The following is a 20010-nucleotide window of genomic DNA, read 5'->3' as shown; positions in this document are numbered from 1 at the left end:
GTTTGCGGATTCGCAAAGGCGGCGCCGCGCCGTCTCCCTAGCCTCGGGGATGGCCCGCCCCCTGCCCCGCCCCTGCCCATTTGTCCGCGGGCCGAACCACGGACGAGCATGATGAGCGTTTCCACCACCGAACCGCAAACCGCCTCCCGCACCGCTGAATCCGCGCGCAAGAGCAACCTCTACGCCAAGCACGACAAGATCTACCCGAAGTCGGTCGCCGGCACCTTCCGCCGGCTGAAATGGCTGACGCTGATCCTTCTGCTCGGCCTCTACTACGTCACCCCCTGGATTCGCTGGGACCGCGGCCCCAACGCGCCGGATCAGGCGGTGTTGGTGGATATGCCGGGCCGCCGCCTGTACTTCTTCTTTATCGAGCTGTGGCCGCAGCAGGTCTATTACCTGACCGGCGCGCTGATCCTGGGGGCCATCGGCCTGTTCCTGGCGACCGCGCTCGCCGGCCGCGTCTGGTGCGGCTACGCCTGTCCGCAGACGGTATGGTGCGACCTGTTCCTGTGGGTGGAGCGCCGGATCGAGGGCGACCGCGGCGACCGCATCCGCCTCGACCACGCCCCCTGGTCGCCGGCCAAGCTGGGCAAGAAGGCGGCCAAGCACGCCGCGTGGCTGCTGATCGCTCTGCTGACCGGCGGGGCCTGGGTGTTCTACTTCAACGACGCCCCGATCCTGGCGCTGGAGATGCTGCGGTTCGAGGCGTCCTCGTCCGTGCTGCTGTTCATCGGGCTGTTTACCGCGACCACCTATCTGCTGGCCGGTCACGCGCGCGAGCAGGTGTGCATCTACATGTGCCCCTGGCCGCGCTTCCAAGCGGCGATGCAGGACGAGGACAGCCTGACGGTCACCTATGAGGACTGGCGCGGCGAGGGCCGCGGCCACCTGAAGCGCTCGCAAAGCTGGGAGGAGCGCAAGGCGGCGGGGCTGGGCGACTGCATCGATTGCGGGGCCTGCGTCCATGTCTGCCCGACCGGGGTGGACATCCGCAACGGCCCGCAGCTCGCCTGCATCGGTTGCGGCCTGTGCGTGGACGCCTGCAACGACGTGATGGCGAGGATCGGGCGGCCCGGCGATCTGGTCCGCTTCGATTCCCTGAACGCCCAGATCGCGCGGGCCAACGGCGCCAAGCCGGCGTTCAAGCCGGTCCGCCCGCGGACGATCATCTACACGCTGCTGCTGACCGTCGTCGGCGGGATGATGGCCGCCGGGCTGGTTCTGAAGCCGAAGGTCGACGTGAACATCCTGCGCGACCGCGCGCCGCTGTTCGTCACCCTGTCCAACGGCGACATCCAGAACGCCTATACGGTCAAGATCCTGAACATGACGCGGGCGGCCCAGAGCTACCGCCTGTCCGTCACCGGGCTTTCCGGCGCCGCCCTGTCGGTGGCCGGCGGCGAGGGCGAGGCGGCGGACGGCTCCGTCCCGGTCCAGGCCGATCCCGACAGCGTGGCGACCCACCGCGTGCTGGTCCGCGTGCCGAGGGAAGCGCTGCGCCAGCCCTCGACTCCCATTGCCTTCGTCGTCACCCGCCAGCCGGACGGGCTGACCGTCCAGCACGAGACCGTCTTCCTCGGTCCCTGATCCTGCCTGTCTCTTCAACCGATGGAGGTTTCGCCATGAACTTCGACTCCACCACCTACATCGCCCTGGTCGGCGCCGTCAGCGTGTTCGTCGTGACCATCGGCGTCTTCGCCTTCCTGCTGACCCGCAAGGGCAAGTGAAGGCGTCCGTCTCGAAAGCGGGCGTCCGATCCTCGGGCGCCCGCTTTCCATCGGAGGTGAGGTTGCCTGCCGCGCCGGACCTGTTGCATAACGGCGTTCGGCGGGAGATCCCCCAAGAACGGCGTCGTGAAGGGTTCATCGATGGAAGTGCTGAAGTTCTCGCCGGAGGATTTCTCCCATGAGCTTCTGGCGCTGGAGGTCGCCAAGCTCATCAAGGACGAAACGCCCCTGCCCGAGCCGCTCACCTTCCACGCCTATTGGGACGGCCCGCTGAACGAGAAGCACCTCATTTCGGTGAAAAGCTGCCATCTGTTCAACGCGCGCGGCAACGGGAACAGGATCATCGTCTGGACCCAGAACGGCGTCGACAACGAATATTTGAGTGAAATCGGAAAATACGCCGAGATACGCACCTTTTCCGAGCGCGCCGAGTGCCGCGGCACCTTTCTTGAGGGAAACGATTTCGGGCGGTCGATCGACGCGTCCTTCTATTCCGACATCGTCCGCTACATCCTTCTCTACAAATACGGCGGCGTCTGGTTCGACCTCGACTGCCTGTTCCTGAGAAGCGTCACACCACTCCTGAACCAGTTTCCCGGCAAGATCCTGGCCTATCGATGGGAGCGGCAGAACTATCCCAACGGCGCCGTCTACATCTCCCCCACGCCGCGATCCGAAGCGATGAAGGGCAACATCGAGTTCATCCGGGACCGCAACCGCGGCTGGGGTTTCCAGCAGGCCGGCCTGGTCTACGACACGCCGATGGACATCCTCGTGCTGCCGTGCCCCTGGTTCGACGCCGGGTGGATCGACAATCCCGTGCTTCACTTCAACGACTTCATGACGGCGTCGCCGGTCGCGTTCGACCTCGACAGCTTCTTCCCCGGCGCCTTCTGCTTCCACTGGCACAACAAATGGTTCGACGCCATCGAGCCGGAGAGTCCGATGAATCGGCTCGCCCGCGACATCGACCGCCGGCTGTCCATGGGGGGCTGAGCGCCACCGCGATCATCGCCGCCCGCCCTTGTTGAAGCCCCGACGCCGGACAGAACAGGACGGAGCGGGGACCAACCATGACCACGAAGCTGACGGGAAGCGCCGACCGCCTGGAGGCGGGCGGCTGGGCGGCCAGCAGCAACGTCTGGAATCCGGGCGGCTACCGCAACGGCAAGGACTTCACCCAGTCCATCGCCCTCGACGAGGCGGCCTTTCCCAACGGCACGGTGATCAGCTGGAACTGGCCCTACGACAGCCGGCGCGCCCTGACCTACGAGAATTACCCGGTGCGCGCCTATCCGGAGCTGACCCACGGCGTCAACCCGTGGAACGGCGCGCCGTCCACCAGCGCGGTCCTGCCGGCGCGGACCGCCGACCTGCCGAACTTCGACGTGACCTACAAGGTCGGCCTGACCGGTGCCACGAACCTCTACAACGTCGCGGTCAGCCTGTGGATCGGCGACGACCCGAAAAAGGGGATCGAAGGGGTGACCGACGAGGTGATGGTGTGGCTGCACAGCGGCTACTTCACCCCCGCCGGGGAGCCGGTCGCCACGCTGACCGACGCTCAGGGGGACGCCACGCTGTGGAACAAGCCGCTGTTCAGCGGCGGGGTGGACGGCAATCCGATCGACTGGGAATACACGGTCCTGCAATACGGCGACGACCGACTGGCCGGGACGCTGGACCTGGACGGGTTGCTGGACGAGCTTCAGACCCGCGGGGTCGTCAACGAGACCGACTGGATCCTGGGCTTCCAGTTCGGCGCGGAGGTGGCGGCGGGCGCCGGGTCGATGACAATCGAGCAACTGTCCATGGATTTCACGGCGCCCCCGGCGCCGGTCCTGACCCCAACCCCGGCTCCGGCGGTGGTTGCGACGCCGCCGGAGCCGGTGATCGGGGTGGTGCCGTCGGTGTAGGGGCGAGCGGCCATGCCGGCCCCCCACCCCCACGTTCCGACGGATCAGCCAGCCAGCGACTTGCCGGCGGCGCCCAGATCGGCGAAGGCCTCGTCGAGACGACGGACCATGCCCTGCTCGCCCAGACGCAGCCACTTGCGCGGGTCGTACAGCTTCTTCAGCGGCTTGCCCGACTGCGGGTCGATCTGATGGCGGAAGGCCGCCTCGTTCTCCAGCACGAAGCCGCCGATGGACTCGGCGAAGGCGAACTGGGTGTCGGTGTCGATGTTCATCTTGAACACGCCGAAGCCGACCGCCTGGGCGATCTTCTCCTTCTCCGACCCCGAACCGCCGTGGAACACCAGGGCCAGCGGCTTGGCGCCGCCGCCGTGACGCTCGGCCACCAGCGACTGCGAGGCGCCGAGGATCTCCGGGCGGAGCTTGACGTTGCCCGGGGCGTAGACGCCGTGCACGTTGCCGAAGGAGGCCGCGACCGAGAAGTGGCCGATGGGCGACAGCTCCTCATAGGCGCGCAGAACGTCTTCCGGCTGGGTGTAGAGGTGGGCGTTGTTGGCGGCGTCCAGGTCCTCCGACCCGATGCCGTCCTCCTCGCCGCCGGTCACGCCCAGCTCAATCTCCAGGCTCATGCCCAGCGGGGCGAGGCGCTTGAGGACGCGGGCGCATTCCGACAGGTTGAAGTCCAGCGACTCTTCCGACAGGTCGAGCATGTGCGAGCTGAACAGCGGACGGCCGGTACGGCGGAAATGCTCCTCGCCGTGGCCGATCATGCCCTCGACCCAGGGGATCAGGCCCTTGTTCGCGTGGTCGGTGTGCAGGACGACACAGACGCCGTACTGCTCGGCCAGCAGATGGACATGCTGGGCCGCCGACACGGCACCGAGGATACGCGCCTGGAGCGCGTCCTTCATGCCCTCGCCGGCGTAGAAGCGGGCGCCGCCGTTCGACAGCTGCACGATCACGTCGGAGCGGTTCTTCGCCGCCGCCTCGAGGACGGCGTTGATGCCGTTGGTGCCGACCACGTTGACCGCCGGCAGAGCGTAACCGCCGTCCTGGCAGGCGGCGATCAGCGCGCGGTAGTCCTCTCCGGTCACGACGCCGGGCTTCAGTCGGGTCGGGGCAGACATGGGTGAATTCCTCCCTCGGAAAAATACTGCCTTGAAACGTCGGCTCAAAGGTTGGTTCAAACGTCGGTTCGATCGTTCGGTCAAGCCCCATATGGGCATGGGACCGGCGAACGCCACGCGCTCTTTTTGCCACTTCCCGCGCCGGAACGCTGCAAAAGACTTGCCGCGAAAGCCACCTTGAGCCTGTGACGAAAAGCCCCGCGGTATCCGGCAGGACAGCCAGGAAGGGAGACCGGGACCATGGACGCTCACTGTGTCTGGGAGGCGGGCGCGCAACTCGGCGAGGGGCCGGTCTGGTCGCCGTCGCGCAACGCCCTGTTCGCCGTGGACATCCACGGCTCGCGCCTGCTGCGCTATACCCCCGCCGACGGCCGGGGCCGCGCCTGGCCGCTGGAGGAGGCCGCCTGCTGGCTGGTCGAGCGGGCGGACGGCGCCGGCTTCGTCGCCGGGCTGCGCTCGCGCCGGCTGGTCGGCCTGACGCTCGACGGCAACCGGCTCTCGGTGGGACCCGAGATGCTGCGGTTGGAGGATGGCGCGCCCGGCAACCGGCTGAACGACGCCATGGCCGACGCGGCAGGCCGGCTGTGGGTGGGCAGCATGGACGACGCGGAACAGGAGGCCTCCGGCGCGCTCTACCGCCTCGGGCCGGACGGTTCCGTGGCGCGGGTGGACGAGGGCTACACGGTCAGCAACGGCCCCGCCCTGGCTCCGGACGGGCGGACGCTCTACCACACCGACAGCCCGTCCCGGACCATCTACGCCTTCGCCCTGACCGCTGACGGGGCCCTTTCCGACAAGCGCATCCACATCCGCTTCGGCGAGGAGGACGGCTATCCCGACGGTATGACCTGCGACGCCGAGGGGCATCTCTGGGTCGCCCACTGGAGTGGCGGGCGGGTCAGCCGCTTCCGGCCGGACGGGACGCTGGACCGGGTGGTGCGGCTGCCGGTGTCCAACGTCACTTCCTGCGCCTTCGGCGGGCCGGGGCTGGACCGGCTGTTCATCACCACCGCCGCCCAGGACGTGCCGGCCGGGGAACCGCTCGCCGGTGGGCTGTTCGCCTGCACCCCCGGCGTCGCCGGGCTGCCGGCGGGTCGGTTCGGCGCGCCCTGAACACGCCGCGGGTCCCAGCCTCAAGCCTTGCCAGTGGATTTAATATACTAGTATAAATGCGACGCTGAACAGCAGCCGTCACCGCATGGCGGAAGGATCGCGCGCTGCCGTGGCGGGCCCTTCCGCCAAGTGATAGATCTGTGCGGACACCGCAGCGCAACCGGCGCAACCGGGGCGGCGGCGTCCGCAACCGTGCCGAAGCCGTTCTCCCACAAGGGAAAAAGGGCTTTAGCAGGTGCAGCAAACTGCTTTACAGTTGCACGCCGATCCTTTCGACGGTTCCACCTTCGCACAGCCGGAGCGACCCACGATGACCACCGACGCCGCCCTCCGCCCCGACGCTCCGGCCAACACCATCGACACCGGCACCGACACCGGCATCGACGACAAGGATTTCCCGCTGCGCGAGGACATCCGCCTGCTCGGCCGTCTGCTCGGCGACACGGTGCGCGAGCAGGAGGGCGACGGCGTCTACGGCGTCATCGAGAGCGTGCGCCAGGCCTCGGTCCGCTTCAACCGCGACGACGACGACTCCGCCCGCCGCGAGATGGCCGAAATCCTGAACGGCCTGCCGCGCGACACGATGATGTCGGTGGTGCGCGCCTTCTCCTATTTCCTGCACCTCGCCAACATCGCCGAGGACCAGCACCACATCCGCCGCACCCGCGACCATGCCATCGCCGGCTCGCCGGCGCGTGAAGGCACCCTGCCCTACGCGTTGGAGCGGCTGGAGGCCGCCGGCGTCGGGCCGGACCGGCTGGCCGACGTGCTGGACATCGCCCAGGTCAGCCCGGTGCTGACCGCCCACCCGACCGAGGTCCAGCGCAAGAGCATCCTGGCGCTGGAGCACAAGGTGGCGTCCCTGCTCGACACCCGCGACCGCTCCCGCCTGACGCCGGAGGAGGCGGAGGCCAACATGGACGCGCTCCAGGAGGCCATCCTGACCCTGTGGCGCACCCGCATGCTGCGGCCGCAGCGCCTCGCCGTGATCGACGAGGTGAAGAACGGCATCTCCTACTACACCGACACCTTCTTCTCCGAGCTGCCGAAGCTGTTCTGCCGCTTCGAAGATCTGCTGGCCAAGCGCTTCCCCGACCGGGAGTGGTCGCTGCCGCCCTATTTCCGCATCGGCTCCTGGATCGGCGGCGACCGCGACGGCAACCCCTTCGTCACGGCACCAATCCTGCGCGAGGCGATGCGCCTGCAATCGACCGCCGCGCTCGACCACTATCTGACCGAGATCCACGAGCTGGGCGGCGAGCTGCCGCTGTCCGAACTGCTGCTCGGCACCTCGCCGGAGCTGGAGGAACTGGCCAAGCGCTCGCCCGACCATTCGCCGCACCGCGCCGACGAGCCGTTCCGCCGCGCCCTGACCGGCATCTACGCCCGTCTGGCGGCGACCTCGCGCACGCTCGACCAGCATGAGGCGCTGCGCAACGCGGTCGGCAAGGGCGATCCCTACGCCACCAGCGCCGAGCTGCTGGCCGATCTGGAGGTGCTGGCCGCCTCGCTGAAGGCCCACGGAGCAGGCCGTCTGGCCGCCGGGCGGCTGCGCCGCCTGATCATCGCGGTGAAGACCTTCGGCTTCCATCTCGCCCCGATCGACCTGCGCCAGAACTCCGACGTGCACCAGCGCACGGTGGCGGAGCTGCTGGCGGTCGCCGGCCGCTGCGCCGACTACGCCGCCCTGTCGGAGGACGAGCGCATCGCCCTGCTGGCCGAGGAAATCCAGAGCCCGCGCCCGCTCCACTCGCCCTACCACGCCTATTCGGAGGAGACGGCGGGCGAGCTGGCGATCTTCTTCGCCGCCCGCCAGCTGCGCGAGACCTACGGACCCGCCGCCCTGCCGAACAGCATCATCTCCAAGACGGACGGCGCGTCCGATCTGCTGGAGGTGGCGCTGCTGCTCAAGGAATCCGGCCTGCTGCGCCCGGGGGCAGGTGACGAGCCGGCGCTCGGCCTCAACATCGTCCCGCTGTTCGAGACCATCGAGGACTTGCGACAGGCACCGGCGACGATGGAACGGCTGTTCACCCTGCCCGCCTACCGCGCCCTGGTCACCTCGCGCGGGGACGAGCAGGAGGTCATGCTCGGCTATTCCGACAGCAACAAGGACGGCGGTTTCCTAACCTCCGGCTGGGAGCTGTACAAGGCGGAGATCGAGCTGGCGAAGCTGTTCGACCGGCACGGCGTGCGCATGCGGCTGTTCCACGGCCGCGGCGGCTCGGTCGGCCGCGGCGGCGGTCCCAGCTATCAGGCCATCCTGGCCCAGCCGACCGGCGCGGTGTCCGGCCAGATCCGCATCACCGAGCAGGGCGAGGTCATCGCCTCGAAGTACGGACGGCCCGAGGTCGGGCAGCGCAACCTGGAGGTCCTGACCGCGGCGACGCTTGAGGCCACCCTGCTCGACCTGGAGAACCGCGTCGAGCCGGCGGAGTCCTTCTACGCGGCGATGGAGCGGCTGTCGGAGCTGGCTTTCGGCGCCTACCGCGGGCTGGTCTACGAGACGCCGGGCTTCACCCAGTATTTCCGCACGGCCACGCCGATCTCGGAAATCGCCACGCTGAACATCGGCAGCCGCCCGGCCTCGCGCACCAAGTCGGACCGCATCGAGGACCTGCGCGCCATTCCCTGGGTCTTCTCCTGGGCGCAGTGCCGCCTGATGCTGCCGGGCTGGTACGGCTTCGGCAGCGCCGTGGAGGCCTGGCTGAAGGAGGAGCCGGACGGGCTCGCCCTGCTCCAGCGCATGAACCGCGCCTGGCCCTTCTTCAAGTCGCTGCTGTCCAACATGGACATGGTGCTGGCCAAGAGCGACCTCGCCATCGCCTCGCGCTACGCGGAGCTGGTGGAGGATGTCGAGCTGCGCGAGCGCATCTTCGGCCGCATCCGCGAGGAGTGGCAGCGCACCCGCCGCCATCTGCTGGCCATCGCCGGCCATGACGAGCTGCTGGGCGAGAATCCGCTGCTGGCGCGGTCGATCCGCAACCGCTTCCCCTACATGGACCCGCTGAACCACGTCCAGGTCGAGCTTCTGCGGCGTCACCGCGCCGGCAGCAGCGACGAGCGGGTGCGGCGCGGCATCCTGATGTCGATCAACGGCGTCGCCGCCGGCCTGCGCAACAGCGGCTGACTCTGCGGGCGCCGCTTCCGTCCCGTCGCTCCGGCGGGACGGAAGCGGGAGCGGCGAAACCGTGGGGCGGCATCAAAAATGGAGTGCCACCCCCGATTTCCCGCTTGCTTTCATATTAATATATTAGTATGCTTCCTTTTGTGTTCAAGCGTTGTGGGCCGCCGTTGCGGCGGCCGGTGCGACGTCCTGGACGTTTCCTCCCTAGACTCGAAGGCCATCGGGGCCCACCCCGGTGGCCTTTTTTCTGCGCACGCTTTGGCTGTGGAGCCTGTTGTCCCCGGTGGGAGGAAAGGAGCGAGCCGCTGCGGTGATGGGCCAGCCGGCCGAACTTTCCCGACACGCACATTGACAATCCATACAATCCCAGGCCTTATGTCTGGAAGGGAGCGCTCCGCCCCCGTAAGGACCGCCATGCCGCCGTTTCCCGCCCCCCAATCCGCCTCACAGGCCCCCACCCAGGCCATTGACTGGGCTCCGTCCCTGGAGGACCGCAGCCGGCCCGTCTACATCGCCATCGCGGACGCCATCGCGGCGGACATCGGGGCGGGGCGGCTGAGGCCCGGTGACCGGTTGCCGCCGCAGCGGATTCTGGCGGACCGGCTGGGCATCGACTTCACCACCGTCAGCCGCGCCTACGGGGAGGCGCGCCACCGCGGGCTGGTCGACGCGCGCGTTGGACAAGGCACCTTCGTGCGCAAGACGGACCATGTTCCCCCGCCCTTCGCCGCGGAGCCACATACCGCCGTTGCGACGGTGCCTCTGGCCGTCAGCATGGCGATGAACCAGCCGCCACAGCCGGAGGATTCCACCGCCCTGGCTGCCCGCATGAACCGCGGGGTCGCCGCGGCCACCGCGGCTCTGGGATTGCCGGACCTGCTGCGCTACCCGGACGGGGCAGACAGCCCGGACGACCGCGAGGCGGCGGTCCATTGGCTGCGCCATCGCCTGCCCGGCCTGACGGCGGAGCGGGTGCTGGTGGCACCCGGCACGCAGGCCGCCCTGCTCGCGCTGCTGTCCGCCTTGGCCCGCCCCGGCGACACGGTCTGCGCGGAGGCGCTGACCTATCCCGGCTTCCGCGCCGCCGCGGCCCAACTCGGGCTGCGGGTGGTCGGCGTCCCCATGGACGCGGACGGCATCGACCCCGACGCGTTGCGTGCCGCGCTCGCCGAGCACCGGCCCAAGGCGCTCTATTGCATCCCGACCTTCCACAACCCGACCACCGCGACCATGCCGGAGGAGCGGCGGCGGGCGGTCGCCGCGGCGGTGCGCGAGCACAACGTGCCGATCATCGAGGACGACATCTACGGCCCGCTGCCGGAAACGGCGCCGCCGCCGCTGGCTGCCTTCGCGCCGGAACTGACCTACCACGTCGCCGGGCTTGCCAAATGCGTGTCCCCGGCGCTGCGGATCGCCTATGTGGCGGCGCCCGACGCCCGGCAGGCCCGCCGGGTGGCGGTGGCGCAGCGGGCGACCACGCTGATCGCCGCCCCGCTGTCCGCCGCCATCGCCCGGCTGTGGATCGCCGATGGCACCGCGGAGGCCGTGCGCGACGCCATCCGGGCGGAGGCCATGGCCCGCCGGGCGCTCGCCGAATCGCTCCTGCCGGCGGAGCGGATCGTCACCAAGCGGGAGGCCTTCCATCTCTGGCTCACTCTCCCGGACGGCTGGACCGGCGGGGAGTTCACCGCACACCTGCGCAGCCGGGGCATTTCCGCGGTGGCCGCGGAGGCCTTCGCCACCACCCCGGACGTGCCCGCGGCCCTGCGCTTCTGCCTGGGCGCCCCGCTGGACCGCGACGAGACCCGCCGCGCGCTGGAGATCCTGGCCGACGCCCTGGTCCTGCCCCCCGCCACCGCGGGCGTCATCATCTGAGGCCCATCAAAGCCTGCTTCAGAGTGTCGCATTGCTGGGATCGACCCCCGAAGAATCAGGATTTTCCATACACAACCTCCATTGAATGCATTCAATCACGCTTGCGAAGTCGGCGATTGAAGGCATACAGTCGGCGCCATGCCGCAGGCCACCGCTCGGGTGGTGCGGATGTTTGCGCAGAGGCACGCCATGCAGAATCTCGCCCGCTCGTCCAGCCTTCCCCCGCCGCCCTCCGCTCCGGCCCCGTCCAGCCCGGCTTCCTCGACCCCGGCTCCGTTCTACGCTTCGCATCAGAAGATCTACCCGAAGGCGGCGCGCGGACGGTTCCGCCGCATCAAGTCGGCGCTGATGGTGGGCCTGCTGGCGCTGTTCATGCTGCTGCCCTGGCTGCGCTGGGACCGCGGGGCTGGCCTGCCCAACCAGGCGATCCTGTTCGATCTGGACAGCCAGCGCTTCTACCTGTTCGCCCTCGAACTCTGGCCGCAGCACATCTACTACCTGACGGGTGCGATGATCCTGGCGGCGGTCGGCCTGTTCCTGGCGACCGCGCTCGCCGGCCGCGTCTGGTGCGGCTACACCTGCCCGCAGACGGTGTGGACCGACCTCTATGTGAAGGTGGAGGAGTGGATCGAGGGCGACCGCGGCGCCCGCATCCGGCTGGACAACGGTCCGCGCAACGCCGGCTGGCTGGCCAAGAAGACCGCCAAGCACGCGGCCTGGCTGCTGATCGCCCTGGTGACCGGGGCCTCGGCCCTCTTCTACTTCGTGGACGCGCCGGGCTACGTCGCGGATCTGCTGCGCTTTCAGCCGGGGCCGGTGGCGACCGGCTGGATCCTGTTCATGACCGCCTGCACCTACGCCATGGCCGGCTTCATGCGCGAGCAGATGTGCGTCTATGTCTGCCCTTGGCCGCGCATCCAGGCCGCGCTGCTGGACGATGAAAGCCTCACCGTCACCTATCAGGACTGGCGCGGCGACGGCCGCGCGCCGCTGCGCAAGGAGCAGAGCTGGACGGAACGCTCCGCCGAAGGGCTCGGCGACTGCATTGACTGCAAGGCCTGCGTCCAGGTCTGCCCGACCGGCATCGACATCCGCGACGGCCTTCAGATGGACTGCATCAGCTGCGGCCTGTGCATCGACGCCTGCGACGACGTGATGGGCCGCATCGGACGCCCCGGCGGGCTGATCCGCTACGACACCCAGTCCGCCCAGGAGGCCAAGGCGGTGGCCCGCAAGCCGGAGCCCTACCGGCTGGTCCGCCCGCGCACCATCATCTATTCGCTGGTGATGCTGGTGGTCGGCGGGATGATGACGCTCGGCGTGCTGCTGGAGCCGACGGTGGACGTCTCCGTCCTGCGTGACCGGGCGCCACTTTACGTCACCCTCTCCGACGGCGCGATCCAGAACAGCTACACGGTCAAGATCTCCAACATGACCCGCGCCCCGCAGGGCTACCGCCTGACGGTCTCCGGCCCCCGCGGCGCAACGGTGACGGCGGCCGGTGGCGGGGGTGCCGATGGCGCGGCGCCGGTGCTGGGCGCCGAACCCGACACGGTGCAAACCCACCGCGTCCATGTCCGCGCCCCGGCGGGCGCCGCAGTGGCCGGCTCCATGCCGCTGACCCTCACCCTGACCCGCCTCTCGGACGGGGTGGTCCATCAGGCCGAGACGGTGTTCCTCGCCCCCTGATGCGGTTCAAAGGGGACCATCGCGGTCGCGGCGGTCCCGCGGGGCGGTGTGGCCGATGATGGCGCTGAAGCCGAACAGCAGAAGCAGGACGCCCATCACGATCTCGACCCCGCAGATCAGCCGCACCGCGCCCGTCACCGGGTGGATGTCGCCGTAGCCGACCGTGGCGAAGGTGACCAGCGAGAAGTACAGCCCCTCCGGAAAGGTCAGGTCGCGGCGCACGCCGTCGACGATGAAGTTCGGCTCCACCATGAAGCGGTCGAGGATGGTGTAGAAGGCGCCGAACATGATGATGCACAGCGAATAGAAGGTCAGGAAGGCGAAGGCCGGCAGCACCAGCCGGGCCGCCTGCTGGAAGAAACCCTCGAACAGCAGCCCGGCGTCGAGCAGGAAGACGGCGATGTCGCGGGCGACGAGGGCGACGACGACTCCGATGGCCGACATCGACAGCAGGAAGATCGCCGTCAGCATCTCCGGCGACACCTCCCGTCCCGGCAGCAGGAAAGTCAGCGCGCCAATTCCCCAGACCGGGGCCATCCACAGGAAAATGCGGTCGAAATGCCCGCCGTCGCGCAACCGCCGCGACATCACGATGCTGCGGATCGTGTTGGCCCGCCACCACGCCCCCCCCAGGAAGGCGATCAGCGGGATCGCGAAGGCGGCGGCCTGGATGTGCGACGGGATGCTGTGGAAGTTGCTTTCCAGGAAGAAGACGAACACACAGGCGTAGACGCCGATGAAGTTCGCCAGGGCAAGGCTGAAGAACTGGCTTCCCGGAAACAGATAGTGGAAGGCCCCGACGACGAGGCCGACCGACCCCAGCAGGGCGAAAGCGAGATCGCCCGACACCGAGCGGATGGACAGGGCGATCATCCCCTGCATCAGCGCGGTCAGCACCGCGCCGGTCAGCCAGGACCGGCGGGCGCGCGGCCGGGACGTATGGGCGGGGCCGGCGGCCTTGCTGGAGCGGCGGTCGGGGAGGATCTGGTCCATGCGCGAACCGGTTGTCGGTGGTGCCCACCTTATAGCGCCATGGCCGGTCGCGATGGCAGGACTTTCAACCGCCCTCCCCCAACGGGCTTTACGGTAAACCTACCAGCCGCCCGTGCTCAGCCAGCGCTCCACCATGTCCAGCCGGTCCCAGCCCCAGAAGGGTTCGTCATCGACGATCACGAAGGGGGAGCCGAAGACGCCGCGGTCCACCGCCGCGTCGTTCTCGGCGCGCAGGCGGTCCTTGACGGTCTGGTCCTGGAGGGCCGCGGCCACCGCCGCCCGGTCGTGGCCGAGCGTGCCGGCGATCTCCACCACCGTTTCGGCGGGGCCGATGTCGCGCCCCTCCCCCCAATGGGCGTGGTAGAGGGTGCGAGCCAGCAGCTTCGCCTGTTCGGGATGCTCGTCGGTCAGCCAGTAGAAGGCGCGCGACGCGGCGACGCTGTTGGCGGGGGCCGAGTCGGGGTAGGTGAAGGGCGCGTTGGTCAGCCGGGCGATCCGGCCCACGTCATGGACCAGATACTCGCCGCGCAACGGCTGCTGGAGGTTCGGCTTCATCCCCGTCACCTTGAAGATGGCGCCGAGCAGGATCGGGTGCCACGTGACGGTGCGGCCATGCGCCGCAGCCAGTTCCTCGATGCGGCGGCTGGCGAAATAGCCGTAGGGCGAGGCGAAGTCGAAGTAGAAATCGATGGGGTCGGCCATCCGCGCATCCTCCCGGTTCTGCTTTTCCGGAAAGGCTAACGCGCGCCGAAGGTTCCGTCCAGCCGCCGGCGGCCAGACGGGATTCAGACCGTCTTCACCTTGGCGTCGAAGACATAGCCGGCGCCGCGCTCGGTCTTGATGATCCGCGGTTCCTTCGGGTTCGCCTCGATCTTGCGGCGCAGGCGCAGGATCAGCACGTCGATGGAGCGGTCGAACACCTCCGCCCCGTCGGCGCGGGTCAGGTCCAGCAGCTGGTCGCGGGTCAGCACGCGCTGCGGGCGCTTCACGAAAGCGGCGAGCAGGCCGAACTCCGCCTTGGTCAGTTCCACCTCGCGCCCTTCCTGGCTGCGCAGGCGCTGGGCGGTCAGGTCCAGTTCCCAATTGGCGAACTGCACCACGGCGCGCAGGTCGTCGGGGCTGCGCGGAGGACGGCCCTCGCCGGAGACGCGGCGCAGCACGGCCTTGATGCGGGCCAATAATTCGCGCGGGTTGAACGGCTTGGTCAGATAATCGTCGGCGCCCAGTTCCAGCCCGACGATGCGGTCCACATCCTGGTCCTTCGACGACAGGATGATGACGGGAATGTGCGATTCGGTGCGGATCTGGCGGACCAGCCCCAGCCCGTCGCCGTCGGGAAGCCGTAGGTCGCAGACCACCAGATCGACGGGATCGCCCTCCAACGCCTTCTTCGCCGCGGCCGTGTCCGGTGCGGTGGTCACGCGGTAGCCTTCCGAAGCCAGATAGGACTCCAGAAGTTCGCGCACCGGCTCATCATCATCGACCGCGAGAATGTGCATGGCCGTTACCTCCCGTCCTCTTCATAGCTCACCGCCATGGGTGCACGCAATCGGTTACAAGCCCGTAACAGGCTCCCGTTGCACGACCGATGGGTGAATCGGCTGAAACATCCTGCCGTGCGATCGAAACGAAAAAGCCGGTTTCCTGAAATCACGCGGTCATCACAGGTTGGTTTATTCCTCTCAGCCGCGAGGCGAAAGGCAAAAGCCCGCACCGAAGGGGAATGACCATGCTCGTGCTCGACCAATGCCTGGAACGGATGGCTCATCTCGACCGCGCCGACCGCCTGCTGAACGAGGTGCGCGTCTACAACAACCGCCTGCCCATCCGCGAGGCGTTGGCCCAGCACCGCGCGCTGCTGACCGAGGCCCGCCGCCACATCGAATCGGCGCGCACGCTGGTCGGCGAGCCATGAGCCGGAGACGCGGAACGCTCAACAGCGCGCGGTGACCTCGATCTCGATCTTCATGCGCGGGTCGGCCAGCGGGCAGACCATGGTCGTGCCGACGGGCGGACGATCGCGGAATTCCTCCGCCAGGATCGGCTGAACCCGAGGGAAGTCGGCGGCGTCGGCCAGATAGACCCGCATCCGCACCACGTCCGACAAATCCGCCTCCGACCGCCGCAGGGTCCGGCGGATGTTGCGCAGGGTCTGGCGCGCCTGCTCCTCCACATCGCCGGCCATCGTCCGGCGCTCCGCATCGAAGCCGGAGGTGCCGGACACGAACACCCACCGCCGTTCCGGAGCATCCGCGGCCCCCGTCACACGGCCTGCCACGAGGGCCCGCGGGGCGTCCCCGCGCCAGCAGCCGGCCCCATGTCCGGCCCCGCTCCCGCCAAGATCCATGGCGTTTCCATCCCTTATTGTTTGTGTTCCTTATAGTCGGCGGAACCGACCTGGCGCCTTTATGTCACAGAGGGTCGAAGCCGCACAAACCCTGACCGGCGGCGGTTCCGCGGCATGTCGGCGCGGTTCGCGTCTTTCCGCCTGCCCAATTCTTTCCCAAATCAAAGCGTAAGCCGGGCAAGGAAGCCGGGCCCAGCCTGTCAGGCGCAATCTGTCAGGCCAAGAACGCCCAATCGTCCATAACGGGAGAAACCCGCATGTCCGGGATCACGAAAGCCGCCCTCTTCACCCTTGCCGTGCCGCTGCTGGCCGCGCCCGCCCTGGCGGCGGACCAGCCGCCGGGAGCGCTGGCGCTGAAGCGGGTGCTGCTGTCCACCGGCGGCGTCGGCTATTTCGAGCATGAGGCGCGCGTGTCCGGCGACGCGGCGCTGACCCTGGAGGTGCGCCGCGACCAGGTGGACGACGTCCTGAAGAGCATCGTGGTCTACGACGACCGCGGCGGCATCGGCACGGTGGACCTGCCCGGGCAGGAGCCGCTGGAGACCGCCTTCCGCGAGCTGCCCTTCACGCCGGAGGATCTCGCCTCCCCCAGCGCCCTGCTGAACGCCATGAAGGGGGCGGAGGTGCAGACCAGCGGCTCCCGAGCGGTGTCGGGCCGGCTGCTTTCGGTGACGGAGGAATACACCCAGCTTCCCAACGGCGGCGGCACCGTCACCCGCAACCGCGTCAGCCTGATGACCGCGGAAGGGCTGCGCCAGCTCGTCCTGGAGGAAACCGATTCCCTGCGCTTCGCCGACCCGCGGGTGCAGGCGCAGCTCGACTCCGCGCTGGCCGCCGTCGCCGGTGCGGCGGGCAAGGAGCGGCGGCGCCTGACCATCCGCACCACCGCCCCACAGGCGGACGCGGGCGCCGAGCGCACCGTGCGCGTCGCCTATGTGGTGGCCGCTCCGCTGTGGAAGGCGACCTACCGCCTGACCCTGCCCGAATCGGCGCCCGGATCGGCGAAGGGGGCCGAGGGCGGCACGGGCGACCTGCAGGGCTGGGCCGTGCTGGAGAATCTCAGCGGCGACGATTGGAAGGGGGTCGAACTGTCGGTGGCGTCGGGCAACCCGGTCACCTTCCGGCAGGCGCTCTACTCCGCCTATTTCGTCAACCGTCCGGAGGTACCTGTGGAGGTTCTGGGCCGCGTCCTGCCGCCCCCCGACGAGGGCGCCGTGGCCGCCGACGTGATGGCGAAGGCCATCGAACCAGGCGTCCGCTCCCGCGCCGCCGCCGAGTCCGGCGCCCCGACCGCCATGGCCGCCCCACCCCCGCCGTCCCCCGCGCCCGCCATGAGCGCGCCCTTTGCCGGGGCGATGCCCCAGCGCGCGGCGGAGACCACCCCCGCCGAAAGCACGGAGGCGACGGCGCAGGTGCTGTTCCGCTACCCGCAGCCGGTCACCCTGGCGAACGGCGGCACGATGATGATGCCGATCACCGCCCGCGCCATCCCGGCGGAGCGGCTATCGCTCTACCAGCCCAACACCCAGCCGCGCCACCCGCTGGCCGCGCTGCGCCTCAGCAACGGCGACTCGGGCGAGACCGGCCTGCCGCCGGGCGTGCTGACGCTCTATGAGCGGATTGGCGGGGCCGCCGCCTATGTGGGCGACGCGCGGCTGGCCACCCTTCCGGCGGGCGAGAGTCGAATCCTCAGCTTCGCGGTGGATCAGGCGGTGACGGTGGACCGCTCCGAGCAGCCGAGCCGCACCCTGTCCCGTGCCACCCTGGCCGATGGGGTGCTGCAGCTGACCGTGACCGACCGCCAGACCACCACCTACCGGATCGCCGGCGCGGCGGGCGAGGACCGGACGGTCATCGTCGAGCATCCGCGGCGGTCCGGCTGGGAGATGGTGCAGCCCACCGGTGGGGCGGCTCCCGACCTGACGGCCGACGCCTACCGCCTGCCGGTGGCGGTGCCCGCTGGCCAGACGGTGACCCTGGCCGTCGCGTTGGAGCGGCCGCGGATCGAACGGTTCGGCATCTCGGAAATGTCGCCGGAGCAGGTGCGGGCCTACGCCTCCTCCACGGAACTGCCGCCCGCGGCGCGCGAGGCCCTGGGCAAGGTCGCGACCCTGCGCGGCGCCGTCGCCGACAAGGAGCGCCGCGTCGCCGACCTGGAACGCGAACAGGGGGAGATCGGCAAGGAGCAGGAGCGGCTGCGCCAGAACCTCGCCACGCTGCCGCGCGACAGCGACCTGTTCAAGCGGACCATCGCCAAGATGGGCGAGCAGGAAACCCGCCTGGACGGTCTATCCCGCGAACTGGCCACCGCCCGCAAGGAGGCCGACACCGCCCGCAACACGCTGCGCGATCAGGTGCGCGGCATGACGTTCTGAGCGTGGCGGGCTGAGCATGAAGGCGGAGCGTCACCAGGGCAGCGGCGACACGCCGAACAGCATCCGGTGCAGGTGCAGCAGCCCGCCGTAAAGCAGCAAAGCCACCGCCGGGCGCCACCAGCCGATCTCCCGCCAGACGAGGCTTTGGCGCCCGGCCAGGATCGCCGCGAAGGGCAGGTTGGAGGTGCGGGCGGCGTAGTGCTCCCACGCCGCCCCCAGCCGCCGCGCCAGCTTCATGTCGATCAAAACGCTGCCGCCCAGCGCCAACAGGGCGAGCGTACCGAACAGAATCAGGGAAGCGAGATCGCCGTTCGGCACCATATGGGCGACCGCCCACAGCCCGACGCCCCAGAGGAACGGGTTCCGCGTCACCCGCAGGATGCCGCGGACCGGCTCCCGTTCGCCGGTCAGCAGCTTCTCCTGCCCGACCGAGGTCGGGTTCGGGGTGGAGAGGCCGGCGACGAGCAGGAAAAGCGCCACCGGCACCAGCAGGACCGGCACCCAGGCCAGCCCGCCGGCGGGCGGCCACACCGGCACATGGGGCGCCGCGTTGTAGGCCGCCACCAGCCACCAGAAGGCCAGCGCCGAGACCAGCGAATAGAGGCCGAGATAGGGCTTCTCGCCCAGCCGTCCGACCAGCGCCGCGCGCAGCGGCGTGCTGGAAATCCCGAAATGCGTCAGCAGCAGGAACAGCCCCGCGGCGGACAGATGGGCGATGGTCCCGGTCATGAGCGGTCTCCCGGTCGCGTCCTACAGCCCTCGTCAGGCGCCCTTGTCCAGCGTGGTGCCACTGCAATAGGCCCAATCGTCGCCGTGCAGACCGAAGAACAGGGCCACCGGCTGCTTGCCGGAGCGGTCGATGACCACGCGGAAGCGGTTGCCGGTGCAGGCCCCCGCCGCCTGCTTCTGGTAGGGCAGCTTGACGCTCTTGGATTTCAGGCAGGAATCGGCGGCCTTGGGCGGGTTGGCCGAGGCGTCGATGCGCTTGCCGTTCAGCACCATGTAATAGTTGGTGGCCTGCCCGCCCTTCACCTCGGCCTTCACCTCGATCTTGCCGAATCGGGACTTGTAGAGGCCGGCGTCGGTTTCGCCGTCCGGCGCGCCGGGGGCGATGGCGCGGAAGGACACGGCGCCGCAGGCCGGCGGCTCTTTCTTCTGGGCGAAGGCCGGCTGGGCCAGGGCGACGGTGGCGGCGCCCGCGATCAACGCGGCACCGAAAAGACGCGACAGCGGCATGCGAACCTCCTGGATCGGATGGAAAAAGTTGGGACGGGTCAGGCGGGGGCCTGGCAGAACAGGGTCTGCTGCATGATGGCGCAGTCCTTCTCCACCCCGCGGTCGAGCATCGAAATCTCGACGCTGGTGACGGTCAGGGTGCGGCCCGGTTTCAGCACGCGGGCGCGGGCGATCATCACCTCGCCCTTGGCCGGCGACATCAGGTTGACCTTGAACTCCACCGCCAGGACCTCGCTGCCCGCCGGCATCAGCGTGTAGCCGGCGTAACCCCCGGCGTTGTCGGCCAGCGTGCTGACCATGCCCGCGTGGAAGAAGCCGTGCTGCTGCGTCAGGTCGGCGCGGAACGGCAGGCGCATCTCGCAAAAGCCAGGCTCCAGCCGCGCCAGCTCGATTCCCAGCGTCTTGCAGATCGGCTGGCGTTCGAAGCCGGCGCGGCAGCGCGCCTCCCAGTCGGGATCGCGCGGTTCGAAGGTCTTGGCCACGTC

The 20010-nt window shown here is 69.2% G+C and carries 17 protein-coding genes; 9 read left to right on the top strand and 8 right to left on the bottom strand.

Going from position 1 to position 20010, the window contains the following annotated elements; translation table 11 throughout:
- Window positions 1–111: 111 nt before the first annotated feature.
- The 3 genes from ccoG (H1Q64_RS29955) to H1Q64_RS29945 all read left to right on the top strand — a co-directional run bounded on the left by ccoG (H1Q64_RS29955) (window position 112) and on the right by H1Q64_RS29945 (window position 3646).
- On the top strand, window positions 112–1590 hold the full coding sequence (gene ccoG / locus H1Q64_RS29955) for a cytochrome c oxidase accessory protein CcoG (protein ID WP_237907989.1): 1479 nt from the start codon (window positions 112–114) through the stop codon (window positions 1588–1590).
- A 281-nt stretch (window positions 1591–1871) separates the two neighbouring features.
- On the top strand, window positions 1872–2726 hold the full coding sequence (locus H1Q64_RS29950; RefSeq protein WP_237907988.1) for a glycosyltransferase: 855 nt from the start codon (window positions 1872–1874) through the stop codon (window positions 2724–2726).
- Window positions 2727–2803: 77 nt separating this feature from the next.
- Complete coding sequence (locus H1Q64_RS29945) at window positions 2804–3646, top strand: GH12 family glycosyl hydrolase domain-containing protein (RefSeq protein WP_237907987.1); 843 nt, start codon at window positions 2804–2806, stop codon at window positions 3644–3646.
- Window positions 3647–3690: 44 nt separating this feature from the next.
- Here H1Q64_RS29945 and fbaA read toward each other — a convergent pair whose 3' ends face one another.
- Window positions 3691–4770, bottom strand: coding sequence for a class II fructose-bisphosphate aldolase (gene fbaA / locus H1Q64_RS29940; RefSeq protein WP_035682507.1), 1080 nt, complete (start codon window positions 4768–4770; stop codon window positions 3691–3693).
- Between the two features lie 240 nt (window positions 4771–5010).
- Between fbaA and H1Q64_RS29935 the strand changes: the two genes are divergently transcribed.
- From H1Q64_RS29935 to ccoG (H1Q64_RS29920), 4 genes are all read left to right on the top strand, one after another.
- Window positions 5011–5883, top strand: a complete 873-nt coding sequence (locus H1Q64_RS29935) for an SMP-30/gluconolactonase/LRE family protein (RefSeq protein WP_237907986.1) — start codon at window positions 5011–5013, stop codon at window positions 5881–5883.
- 310 nt (window positions 5884–6193) lie between these two features.
- Window positions 6194–9013 (top strand): phosphoenolpyruvate carboxylase, encoded by a 2820-nt coding sequence (gene ppc / locus H1Q64_RS29930; protein WP_237907985.1) that lies wholly within the window; start codon window positions 6194–6196, stop codon window positions 9011–9013.
- A 411-nt stretch (window positions 9014–9424) separates the two neighbouring features.
- Window positions 9425–10885 carry a PLP-dependent aminotransferase family protein gene (locus tag H1Q64_RS29925; RefSeq protein WP_237907984.1) on the top strand — a complete coding sequence of 487 codons (1461 nt, stop codon included), beginning with the start codon at window positions 9425–9427 and terminating at the stop codon, window positions 10883–10885.
- 189 nt (window positions 10886–11074) lie between these two features.
- Window positions 11075–12574: a cytochrome c oxidase accessory protein CcoG gene (gene ccoG, locus H1Q64_RS29920; protein WP_237907983.1), complete on the top strand. Its 1500-nt coding sequence runs from the start codon at window positions 11075–11077 to the stop codon at window positions 12572–12574.
- A gap of 6 nt (window positions 12575–12580) precedes the next feature.
- On the opposite strand, the gene H1Q64_RS29915 is transcribed toward ccoG (H1Q64_RS29920), so the two are convergent.
- From H1Q64_RS29915 to H1Q64_RS29905, 3 genes are all read right to left on the bottom strand, one after another.
- Window positions 12581–13567, bottom strand: a complete 987-nt coding sequence (locus tag H1Q64_RS29915; RefSeq protein WP_237907982.1) for a potassium channel family protein — start codon at window positions 13565–13567, stop codon at window positions 12581–12583.
- Between the two features lie 99 nt (window positions 13568–13666).
- On the bottom strand, window positions 13667–14269 hold the full coding sequence (locus H1Q64_RS29910) for a 2-hydroxychromene-2-carboxylate isomerase (RefSeq protein ID WP_237907981.1): 603 nt from the start codon (window positions 14267–14269) through the stop codon (window positions 13667–13669).
- An 83-nt stretch (window positions 14270–14352) separates the two neighbouring features.
- Complete coding sequence (locus H1Q64_RS29905; protein WP_237907980.1) at window positions 14353–15066, bottom strand: response regulator; 714 nt, start codon at window positions 15064–15066, stop codon at window positions 14353–14355.
- Window positions 15067–15296: 230 nt separating this feature from the next.
- Here H1Q64_RS29905 and H1Q64_RS29900 point away from each other — a divergent pair, with 230 nt between their 5' ends.
- Window positions 15297–15482, top strand: coding sequence for a hypothetical protein (locus tag H1Q64_RS29900; protein WP_145705490.1), 186 nt, complete (start codon window positions 15297–15299; stop codon window positions 15480–15482).
- A gap of 18 nt (window positions 15483–15500) precedes the next feature.
- Here the strand turns inward: H1Q64_RS29900 and H1Q64_RS29895 are convergent, their stop codons facing one another.
- A complete protein-coding gene (locus tag H1Q64_RS29895) occupies window positions 15501–15914 on the bottom strand; it encodes a Rid family hydrolase (protein WP_269145441.1) in 414 nt (137 codons plus the stop codon).
- A gap of 257 nt (window positions 15915–16171) precedes the next feature.
- Here H1Q64_RS29895 and H1Q64_RS29890 point away from each other — a divergent pair, with 257 nt between their 5' ends.
- Window positions 16172–18289, top strand: coding sequence for a hypothetical protein (locus H1Q64_RS29890; RefSeq protein ID WP_237907978.1), 2118 nt, complete (start codon window positions 16172–16174; stop codon window positions 18287–18289).
- A gap of 30 nt (window positions 18290–18319) precedes the next feature.
- On the opposite strand, the gene H1Q64_RS29885 is transcribed toward H1Q64_RS29890, so the two are convergent.
- Genes H1Q64_RS29885 through H1Q64_RS29875 form a run of 3 tightly spaced genes read right to left on the bottom strand, consistent with a single transcriptional unit; the run spans window position 18320 to window position 20007 of the window.
- A complete protein-coding gene (locus H1Q64_RS29885) occupies window positions 18320–19018 on the bottom strand; it encodes an NnrU family protein (protein ID WP_237907977.1) in 699 nt (232 codons plus the stop codon).
- 33 nt (window positions 19019–19051) lie between these two features.
- Complete coding sequence (locus H1Q64_RS29880) at window positions 19052–19525, bottom strand: hypothetical protein (RefSeq protein ID WP_237907976.1); 474 nt, start codon at window positions 19523–19525, stop codon at window positions 19052–19054.
- Between the two features lie 38 nt (window positions 19526–19563).
- On the bottom strand, window positions 19564–20007 hold the full coding sequence (locus H1Q64_RS29875; protein WP_237907975.1) for a PaaI family thioesterase: 444 nt from the start codon (window positions 20005–20007) through the stop codon (window positions 19564–19566).
- Window positions 20008–20010: the final 3 nt, after the last annotated feature.

Source organism: Azospirillum brasilense, assembly GCF_022023855.1.
Lineage (GTDB): Bacteria > Pseudomonadota > Alphaproteobacteria > Azospirillales > Azospirillaceae > Azospirillum > Azospirillum brasilense_F.
This window is presented reverse-complemented; position numbering and strand designations above follow the sequence as displayed.